Annotated in this window: 13 protein-coding genes; 4 read left to right on the top strand and 9 right to left on the bottom strand. The window is 48.7% G+C overall.

Features of this window, described 5'->3' with window-relative positions:
* Positions 1-16: 16 nt before the first annotated feature.
* The 9 genes from mutL to AC3WQ3_RS25180 all read right to left on the bottom strand — a co-directional run bounded on the left by mutL (position 17) and on the right by AC3WQ3_RS25180 (position 12,899).
* Entirely contained in the window at positions 17-2,104 is a 2,088-nt protein-coding gene (mutL, locus tag AC3WQ3_RS25220) for a DNA mismatch repair endonuclease MutL (RefSeq protein ID WP_492474025.1), read from the bottom strand.
* A 20-nt stretch (positions 2,105-2,124) separates the two neighbouring features.
* On the bottom strand, positions 2,125-4,920 hold the full coding sequence (gene mutS / locus AC3WQ3_RS25215) for a DNA mismatch repair protein MutS (protein WP_492474024.1): 2,796 nt from the start codon (positions 4,918-4,920) through the stop codon (positions 2,125-2,127).
* A gap of 206 nt (positions 4,921-5,126) precedes the next feature.
* A complete protein-coding gene (locus AC3WQ3_RS25210; RefSeq protein ID WP_336782003.1) occupies positions 5,127-6,377 on the bottom strand; it encodes a putative amidoligase domain-containing protein in 1,251 nt (416 codons plus the stop codon).
* Between the two features lie 109 nt (positions 6,378-6,486).
* Complete coding sequence (locus tag AC3WQ3_RS25205; protein ID WP_095286426.1) at positions 6,487-7,047, bottom strand: outer spore coat protein CotE; 561 nt, start codon at positions 7,045-7,047, stop codon at positions 6,487-6,489.
* Between the two features lie 75 nt (positions 7,048-7,122).
* On the bottom strand, positions 7,123-8,100 hold the full coding sequence (locus AC3WQ3_RS25200; RefSeq protein ID WP_153979061.1) for an aromatic acid exporter family protein: 978 nt from the start codon (positions 8,098-8,100) through the stop codon (positions 7,123-7,125).
* 472 nt (positions 8,101-8,572) lie between these two features.
* On the bottom strand, positions 8,573-9,364 hold the full coding sequence (locus tag AC3WQ3_RS25195; protein WP_419720038.1) for an ABC transporter permease: 792 nt from the start codon (positions 9,362-9,364) through the stop codon (positions 8,573-8,575).
* Between the two features lie 41 nt (positions 9,365-9,405).
* The gene (locus AC3WQ3_RS25190) at positions 9,406-10,200 is read right to left on the bottom strand and encodes an ABC transporter ATP-binding protein (RefSeq protein ID WP_336782004.1); all 795 of its coding nucleotides are present in this window, start codon (positions 10,198-10,200) and stop codon (positions 9,406-9,408) included.
* 29 nt (positions 10,201-10,229) lie between these two features.
* Positions 10,230-11,234 carry an ABC transporter substrate-binding protein gene (locus AC3WQ3_RS25185; protein ID WP_492474023.1) on the bottom strand — a complete coding sequence of 335 codons (1,005 nt, stop codon included), beginning with the start codon at positions 11,232-11,234 and terminating at the stop codon, positions 10,230-10,232.
* A gap of 150 nt (positions 11,235-11,384) precedes the next feature.
* Positions 11,385-12,899, bottom strand: coding sequence for a carboxypeptidase M32 (locus tag AC3WQ3_RS25180; RefSeq protein ID WP_492474022.1), 1,515 nt, complete (start codon positions 12,897-12,899; stop codon positions 11,385-11,387).
* Positions 12,900-13,120: 221 nt separating this feature from the next.
* On the opposite strand from AC3WQ3_RS25180, the gene AC3WQ3_RS25175 reads away from it, so the two are divergent.
* The 4 genes from AC3WQ3_RS25175 to AC3WQ3_RS25160 all read left to right on the top strand — a co-directional run bounded on the left by AC3WQ3_RS25175 (position 13,121) and on the right by AC3WQ3_RS25160 (position 15,319).
* The gene (locus AC3WQ3_RS25175; RefSeq protein ID WP_336782007.1) at positions 13,121-13,681 is read left to right on the top strand and encodes a beta-class carbonic anhydrase; all 561 of its coding nucleotides are present in this window, start codon (positions 13,121-13,123) and stop codon (positions 13,679-13,681) included.
* 189 nt (positions 13,682-13,870) lie between these two features.
* Positions 13,871-14,437, top strand: coding sequence for a PadR family transcriptional regulator (locus tag AC3WQ3_RS25170; RefSeq protein WP_095286420.1), 567 nt, complete (start codon positions 13,871-13,873; stop codon positions 14,435-14,437).
* 100 nt (positions 14,438-14,537) lie between these two features.
* The gene (locus tag AC3WQ3_RS25165) at positions 14,538-15,035 is read left to right on the top strand and encodes a hypothetical protein (RefSeq protein WP_095286419.1); all 498 of its coding nucleotides are present in this window, start codon (positions 14,538-14,540) and stop codon (positions 15,033-15,035) included.
* Between the two features lie 5 nt (positions 15,036-15,040).
* Positions 15,041-15,319 carry a YxcD family protein gene (locus tag AC3WQ3_RS25160; protein WP_095286418.1) on the top strand — a complete coding sequence of 93 codons (279 nt, stop codon included), beginning with the start codon at positions 15,041-15,043 and terminating at the stop codon, positions 15,317-15,319.
* Positions 15,320-15,439: the final 120 nt, after the last annotated feature.

The following is a 15,439-nucleotide window of genomic DNA, read 5'->3' as shown; positions in this document are numbered from 1 at the left end:
ACTTCCTCCTAAACAGCTACATGACCCGTTTGAACAATTTCTCCAGATCATAGGTTGAAAATGAAACCACTATCGGTCGCCCATGGGGACAAGTATAGGGCTGCCTACAGGAACCAAGTCGCTGTATTAGCGTCTCGGCTTCCTGTTCTGTCAGCTTCTGATTAGCTTTAATCGAGGCTTTGCAGGAGCACATGATGGAAGCAGCTTCCCGCATTTTCCCCACATCAATGCTGCGCTCGCTGAGCACCCATTCAGACATTTCCTCAATAATATCCTTCTCGTCCCCTTTGGGAAACCAGAACGGATGGGAGCGTACACGAAATGTCTGTCCACCGAAATGCTCCAGATAGACCCCAGCCTGTTCAAACCAGGCCAGCCTGGACTTGAGTTTTTCCGTTTCGGACGGTGTAAACTCCAGTGTGATCGGCAGCAAAAGCTCCTGTGAAGCTTGAGCCGGATTGCCAAACTTTTCATAATAATACTCATAATTCACTCGTTCATGAGCGGCATGCTGATCAATCAGATAGAGGCCGTTTTCATTCTGGGCAATCAGATACGTACCGTGATGCTGCCCAATCAGGCTGAGTTCAGGAAACGCCGGCAGCGTCGCATCCGACTTCACCGCTGCTGCCAGCTTCGCAGGATCAGGTAAACCTGAACCCTTCCAGCTGCGCTCCATATTGGAACGATTAGACGCTTGATATGACGGCCGGTTTTCTCTAACTGGAGCATTCACGTTGGTTGGTCGATATGTCCGCGCTGTGTCCTGAGTTGGCACCTGCGGTTCATCTGTCTGAACCCGCTCATCAACAACAAGGGCTTGAAACGGATTTATCGGGTTGAGCTGATCTGGCGGTGGAGCGTCCGGCAAGGGAGGTACCTCTGAAAAGAGTTCCGCAGCCTGTCCCGGTTGAATATCAGCAGGGGCATCCAGATCGTCCTCTTCCATGGCCGTGTTTCCTGGCACAGGGATGTTATTCTTTTTGGACTGTGCACCCTCATCTTCTATCGCTGGCTCATCCTTGTATGGTCCTCGCGGAAACAGAAACTGTTCCTGAATAAATGAACTGTCGTCTCCACGTCTGATCTGCTGTTTGGTCACTTGAGGTATAAGCACTTCCTGCCGCAAAATTCCCCGTACTGTCGTTTCAATAAATTCGTATAACTCGGCTTCCTTGCTGAACCGCACTTCCAGTTTTGCCGGATGCACGTTTACATCCACGAGTGATGGATGCATCTCAAGCTGCACCACAACAAGCGGAAATCGATTGATCGGCAGTAACGTGTGATACGCTTTAAGAATGGCTTGATTAAGACCATAATTGCGAATAAATCGACCATTCACAATCGTTGACATGCCGCCCCGATTGGCCCGTGTCCATTCCGGAAGACTGATTAATCCACTTACCCGATAATCCAGATTCTCGCCCTGGATGGGCAGCATGGCTTTGGCTGCACTCGTACCGTAGATTGCTGCCACCACCTGAAGCAGGTCGCCGTTTCCGAGCGTCTGCAGCAGCACATTGGCATTATGCCGCAGCGTAAAGGAAATATGCGGATGAGACATGGCCATCCGGTACAGCACATCCGAGATATGTCCCAGCTCGGTTTGGATGGTTTTCATATATTTCAGGCGGGCAGGAGTATTATAAAATAATTCTTTGACAACAAACTCTGTCCCTTGAGGTGAAGTAGCATCCTCATGTGTACACAGTTTGCCACCCTCAATCACAATCCGGCGCCCCCGGCCGTCGTCTCCGCTAGCCGTTAGCACTTCGACCTTGGAGACAGCCGCGATACTCGGCAGAGCCTCTCCCCGAAAACCAAGACTTGTGATCTGGAAGAGATCACGCCCGTGTGTAATTTTGCTCGTTGCATGACGATAGAATGCTGTTTCCAGATCCTCAGGCTCAATGCCTGAACCGTTGTCTTTTACACGAATGCTGAGCAATCCGCCCTCTTCCACGGAAACTTCAATTTTGGTAGCCCCAGCATCCACGGAATTCTCCAGTAATTCCTTAACAACCGAAGCAGGCCGTTCAACCACTTCACCTGCTGCAATCTGGTTGGCAATATGTTCGTCAAGGACATGTATTTTCGCCACAGGTTTCCCCTCCCATCATATCAGGATAATTGCTGTGCCTTTAACTTAAGCTCGTTCAATAATTGCATCGCCTGCAGAGGCGTCATATTCATAACATCAATGTCTTTCATGTTGCGTATAAAATCTCGCGCGGGTTTGTCCACAGCGACCACATCATCGGGCTTGCTTCCCACGCCTGGCTCATCATCACCGAATATCGACAGCTGGACAACGTCCTGTGGTTTGGAACCAGATCTATTCTTATTGCCTCGCTCCTTGAACGATTCGCTCTCTACGTAAGTCACCGTATCGGGTACCGAAACCACAGCTTCCTCTCGTATCACTGTGGCACTTTCGGCATTTTCCATTCCAGGTGTATTATTGTAGTCCGATCCCGGAATGCGGCTTCCCTTCCCAGCAAACTCACTGCCGACCGCCACCTGTGCAGCCGCATGTTCGAAGCCGTGCAGTAAACCATTCGCTCGTTCAATAATACTATCCGGCAGACCGGCAAGTCGTGCGCAGTATATACCATAACTGCTGCTGGCAGCACCCGGAATCAACTTGCGCAAGAAGTTCACTTTGTCCCCGCTCTCCTGTACGGCCATGGAGTAGTTTGCCAGCTTATCCAGACTTTCTTCCAGGTGAGCCAGTTCATGAAAATGCGTCGATACGAGTGCTTTACAGCCTATAATGTCGTGCACATACTCAATGACGGATTGGGCAATAGCCATCCCCTCGCTTGTTGACGTGCCCCGGCCCAATTCATCGATAATGATCAGGCTTCTCGGCGTTGCTTTGTCCGTCATTACCTGAATATCCGCCATCTCCACCATAAACGTACTTTGACCGCCAATCAGATCGTCTGCTGCCCCAATTCGTGTGAAGATGCGATCCATGATTGGTACCTCTGCCTGACCTGCAGGTACAAAACAACCGATCTGCGCCATGATTGAGATCAGGGCAACTTGTCGCATATACGTACTTTTCCCAGCCATATTTGGACCAGTAATCAGAAGAATCCGTGCTTCTTCCTTTTTCATTGCGGTGTGGTTGGCGATAAAGGCACCATCCCTCATAACAGCCTCCACCACAGGATGACGTCCTTGTTCCACAACAAAGTCATAACCATCTGTCAGTGTTGGTCTAACAAAATTCCGCTCTGCACTGATTACCGCGAAGGATTGATACACATCGATCTCCGCAACCTGTTCAGCCAGTTTTTGCAGTCTTGCAATTTCCTGATTCAACCGATCCCTCAGCTCAGCAAATAATCCGTATTCAATATCGACCATTTTGTCCTGTGCTTCGAGAATCAATGTTTCTTTTTCCTTAAGCTCCGGCGTAATGTAACGTTCTGCATTAGCCAACGTCTGTTTTCGCTCATAACGGCCTTCCGGCAAGGAGGCGAGATTGGACTTCGTAATTTCGATATAATAGCCAAACACCTTGTTGTAGCCGATTTTCAGGGAGCGGATGCCCGTAGCTTCACGTTCTTTTGCTTCCAATTCAGCGATCCATTGTTTGCCATTCACCGATGCTTCCCTTAGTTCGTCCAGTCGTTCATGGTAACCTTCACGGATTAATCCTCCATCCCTTACGGAAACAGGAGGCTCGTCCACAATGGCACGGCCAATGGCATCCCTTAAGTCACTACAGTCATCCATCATCTCCGCAATATTCTGCAGCGTGGTAGAAGAAGACTCTGCACAATACTGGCGCAGTCCGGGTATTTTATCCAGCGACAGCTTAAGTGCGTTCAAATCGCGCCCGTTGGCATTCCCAAAAGCAATCCGCCCCACCAGTCGTTCCAGATCATAAATGTCCTTCAGTTCAGCACGCAAATCCTCACGCAAAATAAACTGATTGTATAGTGTGTCCACTGCTTCTAGTCGCTCATTAATTTTCCCTTTTTGAAGTAAGGGTTTATCCACCCACCGCCGCAGCATCCGCGCACCCATAGATGTCTCCGTTCTGTCCAGCAGCCAGAGCAACGAGCCTTTTTTGGAACGCTCACGAACCGTTTCCACAAGTTCCAGATTACGTCTGGTGAATGGATCCAGAATCATGAAGTGATCCGGCTCGTAAGTCGAGATTTGTGTCAATTGCCCCAGAGAACGTTTCTGCGTTTCACTCAGATAAGAGAACAGTCGTGCAACACAAACTTGACGTTCAGGCTCCAGTCTTGCCCATGCAGCTTCACCGAATTGCTGCCGAACGAGATCTTCCTTGCTTTTGGTCCAGGGCGTGTATACAACAGGTCTCCCAATTGGTGAAGATTGCGCAGCGACGGTATCAAGAAGAGACGCATCACCGACTACTTCGGAGGGTTCGTAAATGCCGATCTCGTCCTTCAGCCATTCCTTGGAATATGGCACGGACGTCACGTACAATTCACCCGTTGACAGATCACACGCTGCCAGCGCCAGTGTATTTTGGTTTCCTGTCAGGCAGACCATATAATTGTTGGATTTGTCGCCAAGAGTCTTGCCTTCCATCACCGTTCCAGGCGTGATAACACGTACAATCTCCCGGCGTACCATGCCTTTTGTTACAGTTGGATCTTCCATCTGCTCACAGATGGCAACCTTGTATCCTTTTTCAATCAGACGCTGTATGTAATTGTCCGCCGAATGATAAGGCACACCGCACATCGGAATTTTCTCTTCCCCACCGCCTGCGCGTGCAGTCAGCGTAATTTCGAGCTCACGTGCTGCATTGACAGCATCATCGAAGAACATCTCATAGAAATCACCTAATCTAAAAAAAAGAAAAGCGTCTTGCGCTTCGGCCTTCACTTGCAAATATTGTTGAATCATTGGTGTATACTGAGCCATGAATATCCTCCATCCGTTCCTATGTTGTCAGGAAGAGTCCCTGCCCTAGAAGGAACAATAAGGCGGTCAGGCACATCTTCGTGCCTCCGCCTCATGTTTCGGCCACCTGCCGCTTCCTTCACAGACCAGTGTCTGCATGTCTTCCATAGCTGTAATCAGATCCAAAATTGACTTACTTTCTATTATAACAAAAAAACATCTACTCTTCATGAACCTGCACGAATATTCCAGACTTTGCGAATGTCCCGGCTCTCATCCCACGTCTTCCCTTCTCTCAGGTGACGTATGAGCGGAGCTGCATACTTTTCATATCTTGCGTAGTCCTCCAAGCCGACCAGATCTTCCAGAAGCGCTGGAATGTATTCCTTCATTCGTTCCCGGTCTCCTTCGTAAAAGGCAGCATGCACGGTTGTGTTCATCAAAGGACGAAGTGGAAGACTGGTGTAGGAGGCGGCAATAAGACCTGCGAGAGCGACCACTCCTTTGGCAACGAGTGGAGAGATCAGGAAGCTGGGCAGTGTTCGATATTCGAATCCACCATAGTGCTTCAATCGAAAATCACCCAGTGCCCCGTACCTTGGACGCCTGCCCGAACCACGCGGGTCCTGCAGAAACGCAAGCGGAAGGGCCAGATAATTGTCAAGCACACGCAGCAAATCCCCGTTAAGCGTCACTCCGCTGAAATGAACATGTCCCCCGAGCGGCAATCCACGCTGCGGCATTCCCCCAGCCTGCCAAATGAGCGAATGGTCGGTTATGCTGCGGGATGCCAGGTCGAAAGCTTTAAGTAAATGAGTTAGCAGCTCTCGCGGTTCCGAACTGGGGGCAGGACGAAGTTCAGCAACCGGATAGATCCGCCTCCCCCCGATGGTCACGGAATCGCAGCCTACCATTCCTGTGCGTCCGAGAAACCTTGAAGCAGGAATAATTTTGGACTCCGGCATCTGCACGAGTAGAAACTCCGGGTCCATTCCAAGCACGGGCGTTACTTTATTCTGACTTTCCTCATCCAGTTGAGACTGCAGCTGCTTCCAGCCTTCCCGGTACATGACAGATAGATCTGTCATGCCCTTCCACGGACGCGGGTCAATTGAAACAACAGTGCACCCGTTTTTTCCCGAAGCTTCCAGCCGTACGGCGCCGTGATCCAGTCCAAGGGTATATAAGGTTTTAACAGCGAGCCGTTCGATTCGTTTGAACAGCGTCGAAGCCGCTTCCCGGTCCAGTACGCTATCCTGTGCACTGCCCATGCCGCTCGTATCCCGCCGTTTAATCCGAAGTGCGTACAGGCAGCATATCTCTACATCGTAACGTACTCTCAGGCCAGGCTCCCTTTTTTGCCTGTCACGTGAGGCAAGCACTTCAATGCCGGCTCGCTCCAATCGTCCTGCCCGTTCTCCCCCCGACATGCGTTCGTAACGTTTAACCGCTTGCTCTGCCTCTTCCATTACATTCATTCGGTCCCTCCTTTCCATCGCCCAAAAAGAAAAAAGAGGGCTTGCGCCCTCTTCACTGCCGCTTGCGGCGCATATAATACCTTAGCTAAGGATACAAGAGACGAAGAAATTACAGTTCCTCGTCAAGCAGGTCCGGATCAAGATCATCATAATCTTCATCCGTGCTGCCAAAGTCATAATCCTTGTCTTCGTAGTCTCCGCAACCATCTGTGCATACCTTCACGCATACTTTGGTTTCGGCAACCAGTTCAACAGCGAATTCCCGTTCTACCCGGATAATTACGCTGCCTCCGCCTGCGGATACAGTGGCTTCCACACAGCTTGGTTCCTGCGTTGCATCCGCAGATACCTCTACTGTGGAAGCCCGGTGTTTCGGATCCAGGTAAGACAAAGGTACATGTTCTACATACGACACCGTTTCTTTGGCTACATCTGTCTGGGAATTTTTGTCATAGGAATACCAGATGTTGATATCGTAAGTACCAATAACTTCAATTCCGTCCCCCGCTGATACGGCTTCATATTGGTGGTTGATAATCCAAGCCCCCAAAATACTGGTCGGACCATTAGGCGGAGTCACGGTATGTGTTACGGTAGAGAACTTACGACCTTTGCCGCAGATCGCCTTCGTGATGATCTCTCTACATTGATGTTTATGACTCAATGACATCTTTAAACCTCCTCCATACAATCATTCACTACAAGTGTATGCAGGGCATCCGTCTAGGGTGACAACTATTTTCTATTATTCGTTTGTAGATTGGGACCGGTCCGTAATCGGCGACGGTGCTTTGTCCTTTTTCGCAATTTTCAGATACAGCGCGAGTTCCCGGCACAGCTGGAGAATCGCAGAACGAATCTCGAATTCTTCCCTTGTATCTGGCAGCTCCATTCGCCTGAATTCTTCCTGCACATTTGCGAGAAGTTTTTCGGTTCGTCCAGTGTAAGACTCTGTGAGCACATCCTGACTGAGCTGGTCAAACAGCTCCGACACCATTTCGGCGTGTGGCATCTTCTGATAAATTTGAGATACCAGATGCATCATATGCTGAATGGAGTCCAGCTGGGTTTTTCGCATGTAAAAGTATACGCTCCATTCTTCGTTCGGATGAATGACCTGATTCTCCAGTGAACGCTTGGCTGCTTCAATGCCTCCAAGAACAGCCTTGTCCGCTTCAATCAGTTCCTTCCCTGCCCAGACCTCATTGGGATTACGAAGAGTCGCAGCAAATTCCTTGAAGATCACGGAGAATAGTTCATCAATCCTTTTGCGAATCTGAAGCATTTGCGGGTCCGCTGCCGGCATATATGCCAGATTAACGACCATTGCAGAACCCAAACCAATCAGCAGCAACCCGATTTGCACCAAAATGACTTGAACGTCCATCTCCCCGCCACTGAAGACACGAAAGACCACGACAGACCCCGTCACAATGCCTTCCTTGAATCCGGCCCGAACAATTACCGGAAACGCAATCAGTATGTACACGGCCAGAACCCAATAATGGAAGCCTAGAAAGTGAAAAAGTACACTTGCAAACAAAAGACCTACCACGGAAGCAAAGAATCGCGCCGAAATCGTGCGAATGCTTCTTTTTCTCGTAACATCGACACCCAGAATGGCTAGCAAGCCTGCCGATGTTGGCCCGGGCAAGCCGCACCAGTCCGCAATCAGCACAGCCATCAGTGCAGCAATTGCGGTTTTAATTACTCTAAAACCCATTTCTCATTACCTCTCCTCTAAGCTGCTTATCTGTCCAAGCCAGCTCTTCGTCCCATCCGGATGAATGCATGTCCTGCTTCATACCTCTAACCAATCTGCGTTAGCCTGGTTCTGCAATACGTAGTATTACACACCCTTAGGCAAACCATTTCCCGTTTTACAAAAAAAGAAGCTATTGAAGGGATGCATGGACATATGCAGTCACATCAAAATCAATAAACGGCATCAACCGACATGCCCATGCATGCCGGTCACAACATCGCGTCCCGGATATGGGACGCTGGCAATTTTGATTTGATGCGGGCGGAAGACATATAAGTCCCTAATCTCCAATCTCCGCATACATGAAGGACTGCACGGAATATTCGTATTAGTATGGTACTTGATTTTTGGTTAGCGGGCAACGTGACACCCCTTGTGAAATTGTATACATAACACGATCTAGCAAGCTCTATTAACCTTTTACATGGCACTACCTGCGACCTGCCAGCAGTTTTTTCTCTACGTACACCACAAGCTGATACATCGCTGTAGCTACGGCCGCGATAATAAGCAGGCTCGATAATACCAGGGTAAAATTGAAGACCTGAAATCCATAGATAATCAAGTACCCGAGCCCCTGTTTGGCAACCAGAAACTCACCCACAATTACACCGACCCAGGCCATGCCCACATTGACTTTCAATGTAGAAACAATCGCGGGAAACGAAGCCGGCAGGACAACTTTGGTAAAAATCACAGACCTGTCGCCACCGAACGTACGAATGACCTTGATATAATTGCTGTCCACTTCGTTGAAACTGTTGTACACAACCAAGGTCGTAATGATCACCGTAATGGACAACGTAGTCATGACAATAGCCGTAAAGCCTGCACCGAACATGACGATGAAGATGGGGCCGAGTGCCACCTTTGGCATGCTGTTGAATACGACCATGTAGGGATCAAGCACTTTGGACAAAAAAGGAGACCACCAGATCAGGACCGCAAGCAGCGTTCCGACAAGCGTCCCCAGCAAAAAGCCAACTGCCGTCTCCCCAACGGTGACTGCGACATGGATCCAAAGTTCACCACTGGCGATGTCCTTGCCGATCTGGGCAAAAACTTTGCTCGGATAACTGAACAGCAGCACATCAATCCAGCGCAGCCTGCCCGCCAGCTCCCATAACAAAAACATGCAGACCAGCAGGGACAGCTGAACCGCAAGTACCTTGCGGCGCCACTCAGCAACCTGCTTCATGTGGCCCTGGTGCAGTTTCTGCATCCATTCATCACGGCGCATTTCCTGCTTCTCTCTCGTCTGATTCACCCGTTCTTCTCACCTCCTCCGGACTGTTCCAGTTCGCTCCATAACGCCTGAAAAAGCTCATTAAAACCTTCCTGTTCCCTTGCGTAGAAGGGCTGGGATTTCCGAATGGCTTCCGGAATGATAAACTCTTTCCGAATTCGTCCAGGATTGCGGTCCAGCACAATAACGCGGTCACTCACTGCAATCGCTTCGGACAGGTCATGGGTGACCAGCACCGAGGTTTTTCCCGTTTCCTTGAGCGTATCTGACACCAGATCCTCCAGCTGCAGCTTGGTCTGGTAGTCCAGTGCAGAGAATGGCTCATCCAGAAGAAGCAAGGATGGATCGGTTGCTAGCGTCCGCACGAGCGCGACACGCTGCCTCATGCCCCCAGATAGTTCGGAAGGATACAAATTCTCTGTTCCAGCAAGGCCCATCTCTGCAAGCAGCTCGCTTGTTCGTTTACGACTCCGTTCATCCAGCCTGCCCGTCAATTCAAGTCCGATCAGTGCATTGTCCAAAATGGTACGCCATGGAAACAGATAGTCCTGCTGCAGCATATAGCCAATCTGGGCAGAAGGACCTTCAACCAGTTTCCCTTTAACATTCACCTCTCCCGCGGTTGGCGTGAGCAGCCCGGCAATGATGGACAACAATGTCGTTTTGCCACACCCGCTCGGACCAACAAGACTGACAAATTCGCCTTGTTTAACCTGAAGGCTCAGGTCTTCGATGACCAATGAGGCTTCACGCTCATTGACATACACTTGTGAAATCCCTTCCAGTCTAATCACCGTATCGGATTCAGGCATGGCGATCACTTCCTTTCCTGAATGCCTGGTTATTTCACAGATGCTGCTTGTTCCGCATAGGTGTTATCGACAATCGCTTTGGACTCCACCCGTTGTTCGAGTTCTCCAGCCGCACTCATGACGTCCAGCAGATTGTTCCATTCTTCATCATCAATAATCGGATCTGTTGCATACGTCCCCTGCTCTTTATAGCGATTAATACTACTTACGAGAATGGATTGATCAATGTCTTTAAAGTAAGGGAGGATGACCTCGGCAATCTCTTCAGCCGAATGGGAATCTACCCAGACCTGTGCTTTGTGCAGCCCATTTGTAAATTTCTGTACCATTTCCTTGTTGTCGTTGATGTAGCTTTGTTTTGTCATGAACACCGTATAAGGCAAATGTCCACTCTCCGTTCCAAACGATGCAACGACCTTCCCGCGGCCTTCCTGTTCAAAGATGGACGCCTGTGGTTCAAACAGCTGTACATAATCTCCGGTCCCCGACGCAAATGCAGAAGCAATGTTGGCAAAATCGACATTTTGGATCAATTCCAGATCATTCTGCGGATCAATGCCGTGTTTGTTCAACGTGAATTCTCCAGCCATTTGCGGCATACCGCCTTTTCGTTGACCGAGGAAAGTAGATTGTTTGAGCTGATCCCAATTGAAGCTGCCTTCCGCACTCCGTGCGAACAAAAATGTTCCGTCTGTCTGGGTTAGCTGGGCAAAGTTAATGACCGCATCTTCCGCTCCCTGCTGATAGACGTAGATAGATGTCTCTGCTCCGACCAAGGCAATATCCACGGAGCCCGCGAGCAAGGCAGCCATCGTTTTGTCACCACCAGCCGTTGTCTGGATCTCGACCTCCAGTCCCTCTTCTTCAAAAAAACCTTGAGCTACGGCTACATACTCCGGTGCGTAAAATACCGAACGCGTCACCTCGCCAATCGTAATTTTCGCTTCGTTTTTCTCTCGGTTGCAGCTCGTGAGCGCTACAATGATAATCAGCAATATAACGATGGCACGGATGAACCAGGGCGTGTATTTCATGCTGTTTCCCTCCTTCGCTGGTTTCAGCAGTTTCTCTCTACTATGAATATGCCGCTGCCCATCAAAAGGTTAAGAACTTGCACACCAAAAAAGAGCCGGGCATATGCCCGGCTCTCTCTAGTACCTGCTTCGTGTTATGTGATTGTACAACTACAGTTTGTAAATCTCGGTATACTTTGCTTCCAGATAGTCCGCCAGATAATCCGGGTTTAATTCCTCACCTGTCACAGCGAGAATCAATTCGGATGGCGTACGGCTCTTGCCGTAACGATAAATCTTGTCCGTTAACCATTCCTTGATTGGTATCAGATTGCCTTCAGCAATATAAGAGTCAAACTCCGGCAGTTCCTGGCGCAGCGTATGTAGAATCTGAGCGGCATACATATTGCCGAGTGAATACGATGCGAAATAACCAAAATCGCCACCGGACCAGTGAACATCCTGAAGCACACCGACACCATCGTTTGGAGGAACGATGCCCAAATATTCTTTGTACTTGGCGTTCCAGGTTTCCGGCAAATCCTTGACTTCCAGTCCCTCATTGAACAGCATTTTTTCAATCTCATAACGGATGATAATGTGCAGATTATACGTCAGCTCGTCTGCTTCAATTCGAATCAGAGAACTTTCGACGCGGTTGATCGCACGGTAGAAATCTTCCAGAGCCACATCGCTCAATTGAGGAAAACGCTGCTGCAAGTCTTGATAATAGCGAGTCCAGAACGGACGGCTACGGCCAATCATATTTTCCCACAGACGGGACTGGGATTCATGAATACCCATTGACGTTCCTTCAGCCAGAAGGGTACCTGCCAGACTTTCGTCAATATTTTGCTCATATAGCGCGTGTCCGCCTTCGTGCAAAGAACTGAATACCGCGCTCGTCACATCATCCTGCAAGTAATTCGTCGTGATTCGCACATCCCCCGGGTTCAGTCCTGTCGCGAACGGATGAACACTCTCATCCAGTCTTCCGGCATCAAAGTCATAACCCATCTGTCCCAAAATGAATAAACTGAATTTTTCCTGTTGATCCTTATCAAACAGCTGGCTTAAGAACTCCGTATTCGGCTTGTTTTCGGAAGCATTGATCCTTTCCTGCAGCGGCACCAAACGTGCTTTCAACCGGGCAAATACCGCATCTACTTTCTCTACGGTCAGATCCGGCTCATACATATCAAGCAGCGTATCATAGCGTGTGTCTTTCACACCCCAGTAGTCGATGAACTCCTGTTTGAGTTTCACGATCTCTGTCAAATACGGAGAAAAGCCTTCAAAATCGCTGTTATGCTTGGCATCTTCCCATGCCGTTTCCGATTTGGCCGTGAGCACCGTATATGCTTGAACCTTCTCAGGCGGGACGGATTGGCTCCGGTCGTATTCCTTCTGGCAATCCAAAACCAGACGACGATTTATATCTTCAAGTTGATTCAACACCTCTGGTTTTGTCAGCGTGTCCAAATAGGTTTTCATCTCAGCCGAAGTTTGAAGCTTGAACGCTTCGGTAGATAACATGCCGATGGTTTCCGAACGAGTCGGAACGCCTTTCTTCGGCGCACCAGTGCGCAGATCCCAATGAAGCAAACCAATGGCTTCGTGATAACTTTTGATTTTGCGGGCCAAATTAAGGAATGATTCCAGATGTTTCAGGGTTTGTTCTTCCATTGTTATCGTTCACCTCTCCAAAAAAAGTTTAGACTCCCTATTGATGATACTTTTTGCAATGCGTATAATCAACTTTTAACAGAGGTAAATGGCTTGATTCTTATTTATAAGATATCGTGCCGTTTGCTGACCGTGGTATAATCAAGGGCAGGGCTTAGGACAAGCTGCATACCGATGCAAGCAGCCGTGCTCATCGTATTGGATAACAGGAGGCAATGGACATGAACAACATTCAAGAGATTTTGGCGTACAACAAATCATTTGTCGAAACAAAAGAATACGAAAAGTATACGGCCGGTAAGTTTCCAACTAAAAAAATGGCAATTATCACATGCATGGACACCCGTCTGGTGGAACTGCTGCCAAAAGCGATGAATTTGAAGAATGGTGAGGTTAAAATCCTTAAAACTGCAGGCGCCATTATCTCTCAACCTTTCGGTTCTGTTATGCGAAGCGTGCTTGTAGCTATCTATGAGCTCGGGGCAGACGAAGTTGTTGTTGTCGGTCACACCGAGTGCGGTATGGCATCTTTGCAAGCAGACACAATGATTGGTCACATGGTTGACCGCGGCGTATCCAAGGAAGTTATAAATGCTCTGGACAACTCCGGAATCAATTTGAACAATTGGCTTCGAGGGTTTAACAGTGTTGATGAAGGGGTAAAACATACTGTAGGAGTCATCAAAAATCATCCTCTGTTTCCACAGGGAGTACCCGTTCACGGCATGATTATCGATTCCTCAACAGGCCAGCTTGAGCTTGTAGTTGAAGGGTACGAGTAACAGGCATCTCTCTAAATGGTTTTGGGTGCGGACCTCAGGGTCCGCACTCTTTTTTTGTCTAAATTGAGGCAGTTATGCTGTCAGGTTGTCAAACCATACAGTTTCAGTGTACACTTTTATGAAAGCGGTCATTGTTGGCAATATCCATTGTTTTCACTGGCCTAGCCCTAATATTAAGGAGACATGTGCATGAACATACTTTCCTACGGATTGCTCGGGCTGCTTACCCGCGAGGAGTCGTCTGGTTACGATCTGATGCTGAAAATTCAGCCTCATTGGCAAGCCAAACACAGTCAGATCTACCCGCTCCTGTCCAAGATGGAAAATGATGAACTATTATCTTCCCGCTGGGTGCAACAGTCTGACAAACCGGACAAAAAAATGTATGCAGTCACGGAAAAAGGTATTGAGAAGCTGCTCGGATGGATGATCACTCCTGTTACCGCTCCGGTAACGCGTGACGAGTTCAATTTGCGGATTTTGTGTGTCGGCATTGCCGAAGATGGGAGCATGAGACGCATTCTGAATGAGCGCAAAAACTGGTTTATGGAGCGCATCCGTTATTTCGAGGATCTGAAGTCCCGCATCCCTCAGGATAACCTCCGCGTAGGCAGCCGGGAATTTGGGAGCTACATTTTAGTTCAAAAGGGATTAATGAATGCCCAGACCGGCCTGGAATGGTGCAACTGGGTGACGCAGCTGCTCGATGGTCAGGCAGCCATTCAGGACCCTTGTCCGATTATTTCGGAAAATTAAACAAAATTTGAAACGTTCCTGCTTTTTGACCGTATTACATGAGTAAGGCCCATTTTTAGGGCTAATCACACAATTTAATCGGGGGGTTACGATCTTTACAATGAAGAAAAAATTTGGAATTAAACATCTGATGATGGTTTTTATGGCTTTCACTCTGTTGTTCGCAACAGTTGGCGTAGCAAATCCGGATTCTGCTGATGCAAGACGTGGTGGCGGTTTCAAGTCAGGTACGAAAAGTTATACCAATACACCTAAGAAATCCGATAATAATGTGAGCCAATCGAACTCGAACAAATCGGGTACTGGTGCAGCTGCAACGAACCGTGGGGGATTCTTCGGCGGTGGCGGTGGATTCATGAAAGGCATGATGCTGGGTGGTCTGGCAGGTATGCTGTTCGGCGGATTGTTCGGCGGCATGGGAGCCCTCGGAAACATTCTTGGATTGCTTGTCAACGTTGCTGCAATTATGCTGATCGTGATGCTGGCAATGGCACTCTTCAGAGCGATCACGAATCGCCGTAAACCGGCTGCAGATGGTCGTTATGACCGCCGCAACGATCGTGATGATGATGACCGCAACAGAAACGGACGGTACTAATCGTTATGGTTCTAAGCATGGATGAGATTGTTAATGCAATCTGTCTTCACATGGCTGAACGCAAAGGTGTGCGCCCGACCGATGTCAATGTTGAACTGAGCTGGGAAGAAGATACGGGATACTCCGCTGAAGTCTGGATTCAAGGCCGTAGTCAATACTTGGTTGAATCCAACATGATAGAAGCGATCCTGCGCTACTTGCATAGCGAATACAACATCCGGGCTTACCGTGAAAACGTCAGGCTTGATCTGGACGAAGAGATTACAGCCATTGTGAATCAATAATCAGATCAATTATTTGCGGATGAATTGTTAAAGGGCCGTCTCCCTAATGTCATTGACATTAGTGGAGACGGCCCTTTTGTTTACCTTAAGAGTTATGAATATCCTGGGAATTTAAACTAA

The organism is Paenibacillus sp. FW104-T2 (assembly GCF_058789975.1).
This window is presented reverse-complemented; position numbering and strand designations above follow the sequence as displayed.

What these genes read in the sequence shown, in the direction of transcription:
- mutS (WP_492474024.1), bottom strand. Translation starts at nt 4,920, where the DNA reads ATGGCTCAGTATACACCAATGATTCAACAATATTTGCAAGTGAAGGCC.
- AC3WQ3_RS25210 (WP_336782003.1), bottom strand. Translation starts at nt 6,377, where the DNA reads ATGAATGTAATGGAAGAGGCAGAGCAAGCGGTTAAACGTTACGAACGC.
- AC3WQ3_RS25205 (WP_095286426.1), bottom strand. Translation starts at nt 7,047, where the DNA reads ATGTCATTGAGTCATAAACATCAATGTAGAGAGATCATCACGAAGGCG.
- AC3WQ3_RS25200 (WP_153979061.1), bottom strand. Translation starts at nt 8,100, where the DNA reads ATGGGTTTTAGAGTAATTAAAACCGCAATTGCTGCACTGATGGCTGTG.
- AC3WQ3_RS25195 (WP_419720038.1), bottom strand. Translation starts at nt 9,364, where the DNA reads ATGCAGAAACTGCACCAGGGCCACATGAAGCAGGTTGCTGAGTGGCGC.
- AC3WQ3_RS25190 (WP_336782004.1), bottom strand. Translation starts at nt 10,200, where the DNA reads ATGCCTGAATCCGATACGGTGATTAGACTGGAAGGGATTTCACAAGTG.
- AC3WQ3_RS25185 (WP_492474023.1), bottom strand. Translation starts at nt 11,234, where the DNA reads ATGAAATACACGCCCTGGTTCATCCGTGCCATCGTTATATTGCTGATT.
- AC3WQ3_RS25180 (WP_492474022.1), bottom strand. Translation starts at nt 12,899, where the DNA reads ATGGAAGAACAAACCCTGAAACATCTGGAATCATTCCTTAATTTGGCC.
- AC3WQ3_RS25175 (WP_336782007.1), top strand. Translation starts at nt 13,121, where the DNA reads ATGAACAACATTCAAGAGATTTTGGCGTACAACAAATCATTTGTCGAA.
- AC3WQ3_RS25170 (WP_095286420.1), top strand. Translation starts at nt 13,871, where the DNA reads ATGAACATACTTTCCTACGGATTGCTCGGGCTGCTTACCCGCGAGGAG.
- AC3WQ3_RS25165 (WP_095286419.1), top strand. Translation starts at nt 14,538, where the DNA reads ATGAAGAAAAAATTTGGAATTAAACATCTGATGATGGTTTTTATGGCT.
- AC3WQ3_RS25160 (WP_095286418.1), top strand. Translation starts at nt 15,041, where the DNA reads ATGGTTCTAAGCATGGATGAGATTGTTAATGCAATCTGTCTTCACATG.